Below are 14,660 nucleotides of genomic sequence, written 5' to 3' on the forward strand. Positions count from 1 at the left end.
AAACTATCCATGCAGAAGGCCAGCTTATGTAACTTAAGCTGGCCTTCTGCATGGATGTCTGGATTCATCTTGATAATCAATGCGATCAATTTTTATAATTAAACCATTTGATGATTTCTTTGAGATTGGCTTTCTTTCCGTAAATCAAAATCCCGACACGATAGATGCGTGCAGCGACCCAGGTGATCAGCAAGAAGGTTAAAATAAGGAAAGCCAATGAAGTTAAGATCTGCCAGAGGGGAACTCCAAATGGAATGCGGACCAGCATGGCGATGGGTGATGTAAATGGAATGAAGCTCAGCCAGGTGGCAATTGGTCCATTGGGATCGTTAATAATAACGCCAAAGGAGAGGATATACGTCAATAGGAGCGGCATGGTGATCGGCATCGAAAATTGATTGGCTTCGGTTTCGTTGTCTACGGCAGAGCCTGCGGCAGCGAATATTGCGCTATAGAGCAGATACCCTGCAATAAAGAACAGAAAAAAGAATACAATAACCTCTGTGAAGTTGAAACTTTGGAGCGAAGCAAGAATGGCGGCGGAGTCACCTTGCCCGATGGCTTTGGACATCGTGCCCATGTTAGCTGCTCCGGGCTGGCTGGCGGCGACTTCCTGCATATCCTGTGGATTGACAAATAATGCTGTAGCTACAATAAAGAGTCCGAGCGTAAGCACAAGCCACATGACAAACTGGGTGAGTCCAACCATACCAATTCCCACGATCTTACCCATCATCAGCTGAAAAGGCTTGACCGAAGAAATAATAACCTCAATAATGCGGTTGCTCTTCTCTTCAATAATACCTCGCATGACCTGTGCGCCATAGAGAAAAAGCGAGAGGTAGACCAAAATGGCCAGTGCGACGCCAATTCCCATTGCTATTGCTGTATTACTGTTTTTTTCTTCACCGTCGACAGTAATTTCCTTGGCATCAAGTGCTACTTTGGGTTTAATGGACTGGATGAGTTTAAGATCTATTCCCTTGGCCTTATATTCCTTTTCCCGGATGATGCCCTCGAGCTGACTGCTGATTACTTCCTGGGTCACAAAACTTGTTTTGCCACTGCTAATCAATTCCGCCTGCTGCGTTGTCAGGATATCCTGAGGAATATATAAGATGGCCCGTTTGCCCTGCTCCTGAGCCAAGCGCTGCTTTTGTTGCTGAAGCGTTAACTGACTTTTCTTGTAACTAACATTTTTATTGCTTTGCAGTTTATTGGCAAAATCGCCCTGTTGATCAATGATAAACACCTCGGTGTGGGCATCCTTAAAGCTTTTCTTTGTCAGGTAGAACATGCCCGCATACAGCGCAAAAAAGAATAAGGGCACGGCAAAGGTCATGACTATAAATGATCTTTTCTTGACACGGGATAAATATTCCCGTTGAATAATGAGTAATATCTTATGCATGATCTGGAGATAAAGCTGAGGCCCCGGTAACTTTTTGGATAAAGATATCCGCCATGGAAGGGACAATCTCAATGATTTGATTCAGTTGGATTTTAGGTAAAAGTTCAGTTAACACATGGTTTATGTTAATGCCTTTATTGAGTTGAATTGTAGTGTTGTAAGTGTTTTCTCTTTGTGTCGAGGCGATGATTTGAAAGAGGTTTTCGTTGCGGATATCAACCTGTTCATTATTGGGGGTAAATTCCAAGGTATAGGTTTGATTTCTATAGTCTTTTTTGATGTCTTGTACTGGGCCATCTAGGATTTTTCTTGAGCGGTGAATTAAGGCGATATGGTCACACAGTTCTTCTACAGTTTCCATCCGATGGGTGGAGAAGATAATTGTAGCACCTTCAGCATTCAGCCGCAGGATCTGTTCTTTGATAATATTGGCATTTACCGGATCAAAGCCGGAGAAGGGTTCATCGAGGATAATCAATTGCGGTTGGTGAATGACGGTAGCGACAAATTGGACCTTTTGCTGCATTCCTTTGCTGAGATCTTCGATCTTTTTGTCCCACCATGAAGATATATCAAGACGTTCGCACCAATCTTTTATGCGATGTAAGGCGTCTTTTTTAGGTAATCCTTTTAGTTGCGCCAAGTAGAGCATCTGATCACCTATTTTCATTTTTTTGTAGAGACCACGTTCCTCGGGAAGATAGCCTATCTGGGCGATATGCTGTGCGCCCAATAAGTCTCCGTTGAACCGGATTTCGCCGGAATCAGGTGCAGTGATCTGATTAATGATGCGGATCAGGGATGTTTTTCCTGCGCCATTTGGTCCCAGTAAGCCAAAAATCTTTCCTTTTGGAATCTGGATGGACACGTCGTCTAATGCCCGGTGATTGGCGTAATCCTTGCTGACATGATTGATTTCGAGTAACATCTTTTTTAAGGTTTAATTAAATTCTCTACGGAGAAATAGTGTATATCGCTTGTTATCAAATATACACTTGTTTATTTTGACTATTAGTATCTGTTTGCTGTAAAGTGTTACAGATGCCGGTTTAAGTTTTTTATCGCAATAGAAGCGGGGGAAACCTTGTCAAACGGTTTCATTTAATGTACCTTTGTTCCATGGAAGTAAAAAAAGCCGAATTCGTGAGTAGCAACACGAGAGTTGACAAATTACCTGCGCCAAATTTGCCTGAGTACGCCTTTATAGGCCGTTCTAATGTAGGTAAATCTTCTTTGATCAATGCCATGACAAATAAGAAGGGGCTTGCCAAGACTTCTCAGAAGCCCGGTAAGACTCAGTTGATCAATCATTTTATCATAGATGATACCTGGTATCTGGTCGATTTACCCGGTTATGGATTCGCGAAAGCGTCCAAAACGAGTCGAAATGAATGGGAGAAATTCATTCGCAGATACCTTACACATAGAGATAATTTACAATGTGTATTTGTTTTGGTTGACAGTCGCCTCGAACCACAGAAGATCGATCTTGATTTCTGTTATTGGCTTGGTGAATGCGGTTTGCCTTTTATGTTAGTCTTCACCAAGGCTGATAAGCAATCCGCTGTGAAGTCTGATGCGAACATCGCGAAATTTAAAAAATCCCTATTGCAATGGTTTGAGGAGGTGCCGCCGGTATTTTTGACATCCGCAGAGAAGAAAGTCGGGCATGAACCAATTTTGGAAACCATTGATGAGGTCAATCGTCGATTTGTGGCCCCAGCGCCGGAAGAAAGAATGCCGTTTTAAACATTTAAAAAAGTAGATATTCGTTCAACATACGGGCTTCGTCAATTGGATCATTGTCGGGGATAAGTTGCTGAGCGTTTGAAAGTGTAATTACGATCGTCTCATGAAGAAGTATCTTTCCTTAGTATTATTTGCCCACAGCGTGTTCGCATTGCCATTTGCCCTAATTGGCTTCTTTTTGGCGCTGCACACCACTGAATATACCTTCTCCTGGAAACTGTTGCTATTGATGTTATTGTGCATGGTAACGGCGCGAAATGCAGCGATGGCCTTCAATAGGTATCTGGACCGTGATATTGATGCCATTAATCCCAGAACAGCCATGCGGGATATTCCCGCCGGGAAGATTTCGGCCCGCAATGCGTTGATCTTTACCATTGTCAATTGCTTACTTTTTGTCACAGCGACTTATTTTATAAATTCCCTGTGTTTTATGTTATCGCCGATTGCGCTTTTTGTGGTGCTTTTTTACTCCTATACAAAACGCATCACCCCCTTATGCCATCTGGTATTAGGTGCGGGATTGGGCCTGGCGCCGATCGGGGCATATCTTGTGATTACAGGGCAGTTCGCTACTGTGCCCGTTCTTTATGGGTTTGCTGTATTAACCTGGGTGAGTGGCTTTGATATTATTTATGCTTTGCAGGATGAAGCCTTTGACCGCGCCAATAAATTAAACTCCATTCCAGTGTGGCTGGGAACCAAAGGAGCGATGCGGGTATCGGAAATTTTGCATGTACTGTCTTTTATATTTGTTTTAATACCAGCGTTTTTAATGCCTGTTGGTTGGATTTATTATTTAGGTGTGGTTTTCTATGGCGGGCTGTTGATCTATCAGCATACGCTATTTTCCCCGACAGATTTAAGTCGGGTAAACCGCGATTTTATGACGACCAATGGTTATGCGTCGGTGATCTTTGCGGTCTTTTACCTCTTGGATATCTGGTTGATAAAATAAACGTTTTAGCATAAAATAAGAAAGGCTTTAGGAATTCCTAAAGCCTTTCTTATTTTTGTGTTTAATCCAATATGTACACGATGAAGAAAAATATCCTTTTTGTTTCCATTTTATGTCTGTCATTATCCTCTTATGCCCAGAAGCTTACGAGCTATAGGATTCAGTATAATCAGAGTTTTAATGGGAATACACCCGCCAATCAAAATGGGGTACTGGTCTATGCGAATGCGAATGAGACTTACGTGAGCTCGGAAAAAGATATAAAGGGACAATTATTACCGCCATACGAACGTGTGCTGGTGGAGCGGTCTGTCGGAAATACCCTGCTTAAAATTGCGAAACTGAAAGATGGTTCCCTTATCCTGACAAGAGATTCTTTGGCGCTCTCTAAGCAGAAGTTCACCCCGACGAACGAAACCAAGACCATCTTAGGGTACCCTTGCAAAAAAGTGGAAACGAGTATCAATTCCAATAAACTGGAGTTATGGTATACAGACAAACTCGGCATAAAAGCTGCACCTAGCGAACTAGGGCAAGATCTAGGGCTGGTTTTGGAGGTCGTCAGAAATGGCAATACGCGGACTTTCGCGACGAAGGTCGAGAAAGTCAAGACCATCCCGGAGCAATTGAAACTAAAAGGAAGCGAGAAACGTTATGACGAACTTTCCTATAAAGATCTTATCTGGAAAAACCGTTTTATTCAACTTCCGATTTTTCAAAAGGAACGTATTCGTTTTTCAGATGATACCAAATCAGATTCAATCCTACGTTTTGCCAATGGGACAGTCATTGTCAAGAAAGTCAAAATACCGAAAATCAAAGCTAGTGATAATGTGTTCGTTCAGCTTGTGGAGCAGTCTAAAGGGGATGCATATGATCGTACCGGATCGGTTTTTATTATCCCGGCGAATAAAGCACAGAGTTTTCTGGATGGTATGAAAAACGGTATGTCGACCTTACCGAAGTATGAGAATGGAAATGGAAAGAGTTATCAAGGCGTGGTAAGAACGGCAACTTTTGAGCCTATTGTTGAGCTGATGCGTTTTTTTACACCCTTTGGTGTTAAGCAGTTTAACTATCTTCAGTTAAAGGATAAGGTTTGGCAGGATTCTGTGCTTTATAGGCAGGATGTGTCGGAGCTTGCGGGGATGTTAAGTGAACAGGAAGTGTATGTGGGCGCTTTCATTGGTAACTATGATAAGAACGGTCACGAGGTGAGTGTAGAGCTGACCATTCATCCAGGGTTTGAAGAGGGACCGGAAGGAAATCTGAAAAAAGCGATGTCGCTATTTACCACAACCAATGTGATGGAAATGGGGGGACAGGAGTACGGATCGATGTTCGATAAGGAGAAAGGATTGACCTTGTCGTTTCACTTGGATCAGGACGCTAAAAATGTACAGTTACGCTATATCACGACCGGTCATGGCGGCTGGGGCAATGGCGATGAATTCGTTCCCAAAGAAAACCGTATCTTTTTAAATGATGCCTTGTTGTTTAAATATACACCTTGGCGCAACGACTGCGGTTCCTACCGTCTGTCCAATCCTGCTTCGGGTAATTTTGCTACTGGATTGTCTTCATCCGATCTGAGCCGCTCTAACTGGTGTCCGGGAACAGTGACTCCACCAATTTATATCGACCTGGGCGACTTAAAAGCTGGGGATTATAAATTACAGGTTCAGATCCCGCAGGGTGCACCCGAAGGTACAAGTTTCAGCAGCTGGAATGTAACCGGAACCCTGTTGTTCGATTAAATTAACTAATATGAATGAGGTATTGATTTGTCTAAAATCAATACCTCATCGTTTTATTTCCCGATTAGACATCCTCAATTACAGGGGATAAGCTGTTTCGCTCTTTGTCTCCGATAACACAAAATAAGTCTGTACTGTATTGACCTGAGGTAATACGGCAAGCCGATGCCGTAAGAAGATATGATAGGCATCCATATCTTTGGTCGCAATACGTAACATGAAATCATAAGATCCTGCCATCTGATAACATTCCATCACTTCGGGAAATTTCGCCACTTCTTTTTCGAATTCATTCAGCACTTCGAACGTATGTGCTTTGAGGAATACCTGCGAAAACGAAATCAGTCCGATTCCGATTTTATGCCGGTCCAGGATTGCCACTGTTTTTTTGATATAACCCAGTCTTTTTAATTTTTTTACCCTTTCGTGTACTGCTGCAATTGATTTATTCAATTCGAACGAGAGTTCCTTGTTGCTTAACGAAGCATCATGCTGCAATAGGCGTAATAATTTTAGATCAATATCGTCCAATTCCATAATCTGAATATTTTCGGTGTTGTTGCAAAATTACAATGTTTGTGTGGATAATTTATTGTTGTGTATGTGTTTTTATTGAATTTTTCTTGAAATCATGGCTATGTATTGAATAATATCTTGTTATTGCCCAATTTTGCTACAGAATAATCATTTATATTAAAATGGCGGAACAAGAATTACTAAGTGCATGTTTATCCCCTGCGTTGGACAAAAGATTTAAGCATTTGTGGCGATTGGTTGGAAATACCCCTATGTTGGAGCTACAATATACCTACAAAGGTAAGCCAGGTCGGGTATTTGTAAAATGTGAGAATTACAATTTAACCGGTAGTATCAAAGATAGAATGGCGCTATACATCTTGTATAAAGCTTATATGAATTGCCAGATCCGCCCAACGGATGTTGTTATCGAAGCGACGAGTGGAAATACTGGAATTGCTTTTTCAGCAATCGGTAAAGCTTTGGGGCATCAGGTAAAAATCATTATGCCGAACTGGCTCAGTAAGGAACGTACCGATATTATCAGAAGTATGGGGGCGGATATTCAGTTGATCAGTAAGGAGGAAGGTGGTTTTTTAGGAAGTATACGTTTAAGTGAAGAACTCGCTGCAGCGGGCGGTGTATTTCTGCCACGTCAGTTTGAAAATCAATATAATGCGGAAGCGCATGAGAAAACAACCGGCTACGAAATTGTGAAACAATTGGAGGAGCAAGGATTGGTGGCGGATGCTTTTGTCGCGGGAGTGGGCACTGGTGGAACTGTAATGGGGGTAGGCCGCAGTTTACGGAAAGCAAATCCAAATGTTCGTGTACATCCCTTGGAGCCAGCAGAAAGTCCAACTTTAACAACCGGACATAAAGTAGGTTCACACCGTATTCAAGGCATATCTGACGAGTTTATCCCCGCTATTGTTAATCTGGATGAACTGGATGCTGTGGTCTGTGCCAATGACGGCGATTCGATTATTATGGCGCAGAAATTATCAAGGCAATTGGGATTAGCCGTTGGGATTTCCTCCGGCGCAAATGTGATTGGCGCGATTAAGTTGCAGCAGGAACTAGGGGATGATGCAGTCGTGGTGACGCTATTATGTGATGACAATAAGAAATATTTAAGCACAGATCTGGTAAAAGAAGAGCCTGTTAAACCGGGATATCTATCCAGCGATGTTGATTTTCTGGGCTTTCAACCAATATGTAGACTACCGAATCCAGTATTTGGAGCCTAATAAGATTTAGTTTCATATGTTTATAGTTAACTCGGGGAGTATATTGCTCCTCGGGTTTTATTTACACCAGAACAAATAATCAGTCTCCAAACAAATAAATTATGAAAAACACATTATACGCTGATGAAAACTAATTTTAAATTATTAACCCTTTTATTCCTGCTTATCTTTCCTATTGCTATGTTTGCGCAACAGGATAGTACGGTTAGTACGGAAGGTCTGGAATTTACGGACGGAACTATCAGTCCGGATTCTTTAGCATTCGAAGAGTCACCTGATACCGTGACAGCAAGTGTTGATTCCAGCAAAACGGTCGCTGCGACCAATAAGGTGGTAGATTCTACTGAAAACGGTAAAAAATCGCTTTGGAGTATTTTTATCGCGGGCTTGGTTGGGGGCTTTGCGGCCTTATTGATGCCCTGTATATTTCCAATGCTGCCTTTGACGGTGAGTTTCTTCACCAAGCAGTCTGGTAGTCGCGCGAGTGGTATCAGCAAGGCCATGTTATATGGCCTCTTTATTATCGTGATCTATGTTGCTTTAGGGATGATTATTACCATTGCCTTTGGTTCTGATGCACTCAATGCACTTTCAACCAACGGAATTTTTAATTTTATCTTCTTCTTGCTACTGGTCGTATTTGCGGCCTCTTTCTTTGGTGCATTTGAAATTACCTTGCCCAGTTCTTTCGTTAATAAAATGGATGCTAAGTCAGACAAAGGTGGACTTATCGGCCTGTTTTTTATGGCCTTTAGTTTATCGCTGGTATCTTTTTCCTGTACCGGTCCGATTATAGGGACACTGTTGGTGGAAGCGGCGTCAAAAGGCGAGCGATTAGGTCCGGCCATCGGTATGTTGGGCTTCTCTATTGCATTGGCTATTCCATTTGGTTTATTTGCCATGTTCCCATCGATGCTTAAATCACTGCCGAAATCGGGCGGTTGGTTGAACAGTGTTAAAGTGGTGCTTGGCTTTTTGGAATTGGCTTTGGCCCTGAAATTTTTATCGAATGTGGACTTGGCTTATCATTGGAACTGGTTGGACAGGGAAGTATTCCTGTCTTTATGGATCGCCGTATTTGGCTTGATGGGGCTTTATCTAATTGGTAAGATCAAGTTTTCCCATGATAGTGATCTTAAATTTCTATCTGTTCCAAGAACGATATTGGCCATTGTTGTTTTTTCTTTTGTTGTGTATATGATTCCGGGTTTATGGGGTGCGCCTTTGAAGTCTATTTCAGCCTTTTTGCCGCCATCTGCAACGCAGGACTTTGACTTGTCTTCGGGAGTTGGCAGCGGTACGGCAGCCCATACGGACGGTAAGGTGAAAAAATATGCCGAGATATTCCATGAGCGTGGTACACCAAAAGGCTTTGATCCTTACTACGACTATGATCAGGCTTTAGCAACAGCGAAAGAACTCAACAAACCTGTTTTGATTGACTTCACGGGATGGAATTGTGTCAACTGCCGTAAGATGGAGGCAAACGTATGGACAGATCCCGGAGTAGCTAAATTGTTGAAAGAGGAATTTGTGATGGCTGAATTATTTGTGGATGATAAAACCGAATTACCAGCCAATGAGCAGTTTGTTTCCAAGTACAGTAATAAAAAAATAAGGACTATAGGAAATAAAAACAGCGACTTCCAAGCCTCTGTATTTAACAGCAATTCCCAGCCTTTGTATGTCATCGTTGATCCAAATGGTCAGGTGCTGGTTCCTCAAAGCGGCGCTAATTACGATGTTGAACAATACAAGGCATTTCTACAGAGCGGCGTAGATGCTTTCAAAAAGAGAAACTAACCATCGTCATATTCTAATTTTATCCTCCTTGCTGTTTGCAGGGGGGGATTTTTTTTGTTCTTCCGTTCGGCTGTGTTTCGCTAGCGCGTCGACTCTGGATTGACCCGGCTTCGGATGTTTATCGGCTATTATTCGGGACGGCTTCTGAACAGGGACTGGACAGCTTCAAGACAGGGACGGGACTGGTGCAGGATTTCTTTGGCTGCTGTCCGACAATTGTTCGACTGCTCGTTGACTTTTTCCCGAAGCCCAGTCGAAGCCCAGTCGAAGGATTGTCGAAGGATTGTCGAAGGATTGTCGAAGCGCAGTCGAACAATTGTCGAAGAAGTCCCGAAGATGTCTGCCTGTTGTTACGAAGATGTTCCGATGGGCAGCCGAATCGTAGGCGAAGGCCTCCCGAAGGAATGAGCAGGGCTGATCGAAGGACCGTCGAACGCTGCCGCAAGAATATAAATGTTCGATAGAAAAAAGAGCCCCTGTCATGTGCTCAATGACAGGGGCTCAAAAACTATAATATAAATTTATGGAAACTCTTAGAAATCAAATCTGACCCGTGCACGGATCCCCCAAGCTGGAGCATCAACATGGTCAAGATAGTTCAGTCTTTTGACGTAGTCTACACGTAAAATTTTAAAGATATTGGATAAACCAATACTGGCCTCCATGTAAGGTTCGGAACCGAAGGTATATGAACTTTGAACATTTTCAGCATTGCGTTGCCAAGCAAAGACTTTTGAACCATAATTAGGATCGTCTGGATTGTTTTCTTTGCGGAGACCACCATAAACACCTTTGAAACTAAATACTTCCCGTAACTTGAGCTTTTTGATCAAGGGGATCTTATTCAACAGAAATCCGTTCATGTAATATTGTACATTGATAGAAGCATTATGGTCACTGACAAATTCCAGGAAATTCATCAAGTTGTACGAGTTTAACTGGTACGCATAGGTCTGGTTTGCGCGGTGGATCGTCAGGAAGGGGAATGGTATCTCTTTTCCGGCGATGTAATTTCCTTCTGCGGTGACATCAGCAAAACCAAATTGACTTAAGTAAAAACGTTTGAATGCACCTACGTTAAAACTATGGTAGTTATATTCTCCTTTTGCCAAACCTTTTATTCCTGCTGTATAATTGAACGTGAATATCGGGTATTGATTGAATATCGGTGTGCGATAGATTTTGCCCTGATAAAATTCCTCATGTGGCGCATATCTAAAGTTGACAGACAATTCGGTTGAATTTAGTTCATTGAACAATTTGTTTTGTCCATTTTCATCCAGCATCTGATAAGTCAGACTACCTGCAGGGGACTGTTTGTTGATATTAAATCCGGCACCGATCGTTAAATGGTTTAAGAATTCTTTTTTATACTCCAAACCATAATTGGTTTCGTAGATGTAGCGGTCGTTGTCACCACGTTTGAATGATAGCAAAAAGTTGTCCTCTTGAATGAATTCGAGTTTCTGCCCTGGTATCTTGGTGTCTTTTTTATACGAAGCCCGGATATAATGCATCGGGAAAGAGTATACAGACTTATTGTTAAAGGCATAAGTACCACTGAAAAAGTACTTCCATTTTTGGTCCTTGAATCCGTAGGCCGCATAGGTTTCGGCATAGAAACGTTTGCTCAGGGATTCTGTCGTGCGACCGCCCACACGCAGACGAAATCCTTCAACAGGGTTGAAACTATAGAAGGTGTTGACCGGGCCGATTTCGACCGGTCCAGCTTGTTTATAACCCGAGAGAAGTAAGGCCGCGATATCCATAAAGGTCCTGAACGAAGGAATTTTTTGAAGGGTATCAATATTGTGATAAATGTTCAATTCATTCTGTGCCAGGGCCAATGGGCGTTGTGTTTCAAATAAGGATTTTGTCGCTTTCTTATTGTCGATATTGTAAGCAATAACTGTAGAAGGACCGTCATATATACTATCAGGTTGCTGAATGCCGACCTTATAGTTATTATAATCGACCGTCCGGCTACCACGGATTCCCATTCCTTTTTCAGTTAGTGAAAAGTCAATGCCTAACGTGCTCGTTTTTAGATAAAATCTGCTCTTGCTGTCTTTCTCAAATTTAAGCTGAATCTGAAGATCGCGCACAAAATTTAGGTTGATGTCATCGGCAACGGTCATATTAGCACCCTGAACCGCATAATTGCCATCCAAAGTGACATAAAGCTGCCCTTTAAATAACATGTCGGCTTTATTGCGGGGAACAAAACTCAGTTCAACCAACCAGGGTTGAGAAGTTTTGATGGTATCGGTAATAAAGAATTTATAAAACGTAGGAGCGGAGTTTGCAATCGGACTCAAAAACTGATTGGTGACCAATGAGATATTATTGTCATAGATATCGACTTGCTCGTAAAGTTTGTTGAAATAAGACGACAGGCCATCATTATCAATAAATTTGGGGTCAAATTGTGCCCGTTGATCACCGAGTATAAATTGTTTGGTTTTGCTTGGATCTTTACGGTAGTACACTTTGGACAATTTCTCTTGGATAAAAGCCGGTAATACATATTTATTTGCCGTTTTGGCAGAATCGTCCGTTTCAAAAAGAAATTGATAATTTTTAAAGATTTTTTTGTTGACAAATTTCTCCGAAAGATTGCTTAACCCCAGGGACATTTTCTCGTATTGATCAAATTCGGCGTATTGTTGTCCCGACAAACGATTTTTCTCTTTATTTTCGATGACCTTACGGATCAGGGCAACTGCAGGATTGTCTTTGTTGCTGTATTTTTTCTTTTTAGCTTTAACTACTACTTCTTCCAGCATATTGTCCTGTGGATCCATTAGAATTTCTTTTGACTGTACAGCGTCATTTGTCACGAAAGCATCCTTATTGTCATAACCGACATAACTCGCTCTGATTTTAACGTAAGATGTTGGAAATACCAATCTAAATTCTCCGTTGGCATTGGTCGAGGTAGATGTACCGGCAGCAGCTGGTGCGCCTACTACAGCCACGGTAGCGTAAGCAATGGGTGTCTTTGTCTTTGCATCTCTGACCGTGCCGGTAACCGTTTTGGTTTGCGCGAGGGCTATGGATGCTGATAGCAGTATTGTTATCGAGAGAAAGAGTTTAGTTATGAAGGTTTTTGCGTTTAATTTAGCTTCCATTATATTGCTATAATCTTGAAAATTCAAAATTGTTTTCTTGTTTCTACTTTATTTTTGACTTTATAAGTATTAAAATCAAAAAATCAGTGAACAAAGGAAACAAAAAATTAAGAATATTTAAAATTTTATTGTCATGTAATAAGGAGAACGGTTCTACTTTGTTTGATGCTTAACTGGTTGTTTTTCAGTTTTTTGTAATAAATAATTGATTTAGATCAATAATTTATTACCCACATTTTGACTTCGCGATGATTTTCCGCTTCTCTATTTACTGACTTTTGTAACGTTATAGTCAGTTCTGTTAAAATTCAGGTGGGATTTCAAAGCTGATTTCCTGTTTGGAACCTGGATGTATAAACTTGATAAAAGCTGCGTGGAGGTGTAATCTATCCGCTTTTTTGCCATAAAGATCGTCGCCGACAATAGGTGTGTTGAGCCCGTCTGGATGGACGGCATGCATACGAAGTTGATGTGTCCGGCCCGTTAATGGATAGAAACGGACTCTTGTTTTGTCACCTTCGATTGAGATCCGCTCCCATTTGGTCTGGGCAGGTTTGCCGTAGCTGTAACAGACCATTTGTCTTGGCCTATCGTCGAGGTCCACGCGGAGGGGGAGATCGATTAACCCGGACTCCTGTTCAACGATACCATCCAACAAAGCGATGTATTCCTTCTTTATGGTATGACGTATAAATTGATCCTGTATAAATTGATGTGCTTCTTTATTTTTGGCAACAACCAGCAATCCTGAAGTGGACATATCCAGACGATGGATAATAATCGGGCCTGCAGCGGGATAGCGTTCGCGTACCCGATTGTAAACGGAATCTTTGACATAGATTCCGGGAACGGATAAAAACTCGGCTGGTTTATTGAAAACAATAATATCTTCGTCCTCGTAGATTTGCGGAAGTTCCGTGTGCAATGTCGTCTCCTGTTGCATGGGATTTGGGTCAACTTCGAGCCCCTGAAGCATATGACCTAAGATTGGTTCACATTTTTTACGGCAGGCCGGATAATAATTTTTATGTCTGCGGATTTCGGACGAAGGGGAGCAGCCCCACCAGAACTCGGCCAAGGCTATGGGCGTAAGGTTGTTGCCGTAAGCATATTGCAATAATTTAGGTGCGGCACATTCTCCAGAGCCAGCAGGTGGCGTGCTTTGGTCAAAGTCCTGAAAAATAGCAACTACATTCTTGCGCTGTCCGGTTGCGTTCAAAAAATTATATTGTTCAAAAAGCTGTTTTTGCAAATTTCCGGATCGCATCTTACGCTCTTCTTTTAATGCTGCGATGTTGGAAAGCAACTGTTGGAGTTTCAGGTCTTCTGATTCCAGTGCCCGATGCATGTCATATTGATAGCGCTGAAGCTCCTGTTTGTCTTTGAGACTCTGACTGCGCATATCTTCCATCAATATTTCATAATCTTCATCCGATAGGAGCGGCCGTAATTTTGTCCGGGTTTCCTTGCGTTCTTTTTTCTGATTTCGGAGTTTTGTTTTGAGCAGGTCAAGCTGTACGTTCCATTGATCTTTTAAAACATTGAGATTGCTTGTTGTTCGCTCCAGCTCTTCGCTGTTTTCAAGAAGTTCAATTTTTCTATTGAGGGCATTTAAATGTACTTCTTCATTCAAAAAGAAGCCGTCCTCTTCCAGCATATCAAATATGGGCGGGACAAAGTAGCGGTGTTTGTTGCTGCCTGCAAGTTTCCCGGATACTGCGGCAAGATACCCGAGCCGCTGCTGCTGATCGCGAACAACGAGTATACCAAACATCTTGCCTATGGCAAGCCCCTCATTATTTTCTTCAAGGCCAAAGTTATGCTTCCATTCGTTTTGTACCTCAAGGTAGGTCTGTAGTTCCTTCGCAGCAACAATGGCTAGTGGATGTGGCTCATAGCAAAATGGAAAGGTAAATCGCAGGGGAAGTTCGATGCCCGAAATGTCCGCCTTGAATGCATGAAAATAAGCGTTGTTGTCTAAAGTAGCCAAAGTCTTCCCTCTGATAATATTCTACCGGCAAAAATACGGTTATTATGCTATTGAAATGACATTTTAATCTTAGTTTTTTTTGTTTTCCCTGCTTT

Annotated in this window: 10 protein-coding genes; 5 read left to right on the forward strand and 5 right to left on the reverse strand. The window is 42.0% G+C overall.

Translation table 11 applies throughout. From position 1 onward, the window contains the following. Positions 1-85: 85 nt before the first annotated feature. The gene (locus ABDW32_RS01455; protein WP_343558754.1) at positions 86-1,411 is read right to left on the reverse strand and encodes an ABC transporter permease; all 1,326 of its coding nucleotides are present in this window, start codon (positions 1,409-1,411) and stop codon (positions 86-88) included. Next, the gene (locus ABDW32_RS01460) at positions 1,404-2,339 is read right to left on the reverse strand and encodes an ABC transporter ATP-binding protein (RefSeq protein WP_343558755.1); all 936 of its coding nucleotides are present in this window, start codon (positions 2,337-2,339) and stop codon (positions 1,404-1,406) included. The genes ABDW32_RS01455 and ABDW32_RS01460 overlap by 8 nt, the downstream gene beginning before the upstream one ends. Before the next feature lie 191 nt (positions 2,340-2,530). On the opposite strand from ABDW32_RS01460, the gene yihA reads away from it, so the two are divergent. From yihA to ABDW32_RS01475, 3 genes are all read left to right on the forward strand, one after another. After that, positions 2,531-3,160 (forward strand): ribosome biogenesis GTP-binding protein YihA/YsxC, encoded by a 630-nt coding sequence (gene yihA / locus ABDW32_RS01465; RefSeq protein ID WP_343558756.1) that lies wholly within the window; start codon positions 2,531-2,533, stop codon positions 3,158-3,160. A gap of 103 nt (positions 3,161-3,263) precedes the next feature. Then, positions 3,264-4,118 (forward strand): UbiA-like polyprenyltransferase, encoded by an 855-nt coding sequence (locus ABDW32_RS01470; RefSeq protein ID WP_343558757.1) that lies wholly within the window; start codon positions 3,264-3,266, stop codon positions 4,116-4,118. A gap of 80 nt (positions 4,119-4,198) precedes the next feature. Further along, the gene (locus ABDW32_RS01475; RefSeq protein ID WP_343558758.1) at positions 4,199-5,875 is read left to right on the forward strand and encodes a PNGase F N-terminal domain-containing protein; all 1,677 of its coding nucleotides are present in this window, start codon (positions 4,199-4,201) and stop codon (positions 5,873-5,875) included. 78 nt (positions 5,876-5,953) lie between these two features. Here the strand turns inward: ABDW32_RS01475 and ABDW32_RS01480 are convergent, their stop codons facing one another. Continuing rightward, positions 5,954-6,415: an Lrp/AsnC family transcriptional regulator gene (locus tag ABDW32_RS01480; RefSeq protein WP_104381061.1), complete on the reverse strand. Its 462-nt coding sequence runs from the start codon at positions 6,413-6,415 to the stop codon at positions 5,954-5,956. Between the two features lie 158 nt (positions 6,416-6,573). Here ABDW32_RS01480 and ABDW32_RS01485 point away from each other — a divergent pair, with 158 nt between their 5' ends. Together ABDW32_RS01485 and ABDW32_RS01490 are read left to right on the forward strand one after the other, a co-directional pair. Continuing rightward, complete coding sequence (locus ABDW32_RS01485) at positions 6,574-7,641, forward strand: PLP-dependent cysteine synthase family protein (RefSeq protein ID WP_343558759.1); 1,068 nt, start codon at positions 6,574-6,576, stop codon at positions 7,639-7,641. Between the two features lie 123 nt (positions 7,642-7,764). Continuing rightward, positions 7,765-9,444 carry a cytochrome c biogenesis protein CcdA gene (locus ABDW32_RS01490; protein ID WP_343558760.1) on the forward strand — a complete coding sequence of 560 codons (1,680 nt, stop codon included), beginning with the start codon at positions 7,765-7,767 and terminating at the stop codon, positions 9,442-9,444. Between the two features lie 533 nt (positions 9,445-9,977). On the opposite strand, the gene ABDW32_RS01495 is transcribed toward ABDW32_RS01490, so the two are convergent. Both ABDW32_RS01495 and ABDW32_RS01500 read right to left on the reverse strand, forming a co-directional pair. Next, positions 9,978-12,575: a DUF5686 family protein gene (locus tag ABDW32_RS01495; RefSeq protein ID WP_343558761.1), complete on the reverse strand. Its 2,598-nt coding sequence runs from the start codon at positions 12,573-12,575 to the stop codon at positions 9,978-9,980. 301 nt (positions 12,576-12,876) lie between these two features. Then, positions 12,877-14,565, reverse strand: coding sequence for an RluA family pseudouridine synthase (locus tag ABDW32_RS01500; RefSeq protein WP_343558762.1), 1,689 nt, complete (start codon positions 14,563-14,565; stop codon positions 12,877-12,879). Between the last annotated feature and the right edge of the window lie 95 nt (positions 14,566-14,660).

The organism is Sphingobacterium sp., from assembly GCF_039596235.1.
Classification (GTDB): domain Bacteria; phylum Bacteroidota; class Bacteroidia; order Sphingobacteriales; family Sphingobacteriaceae; genus Sphingobacterium.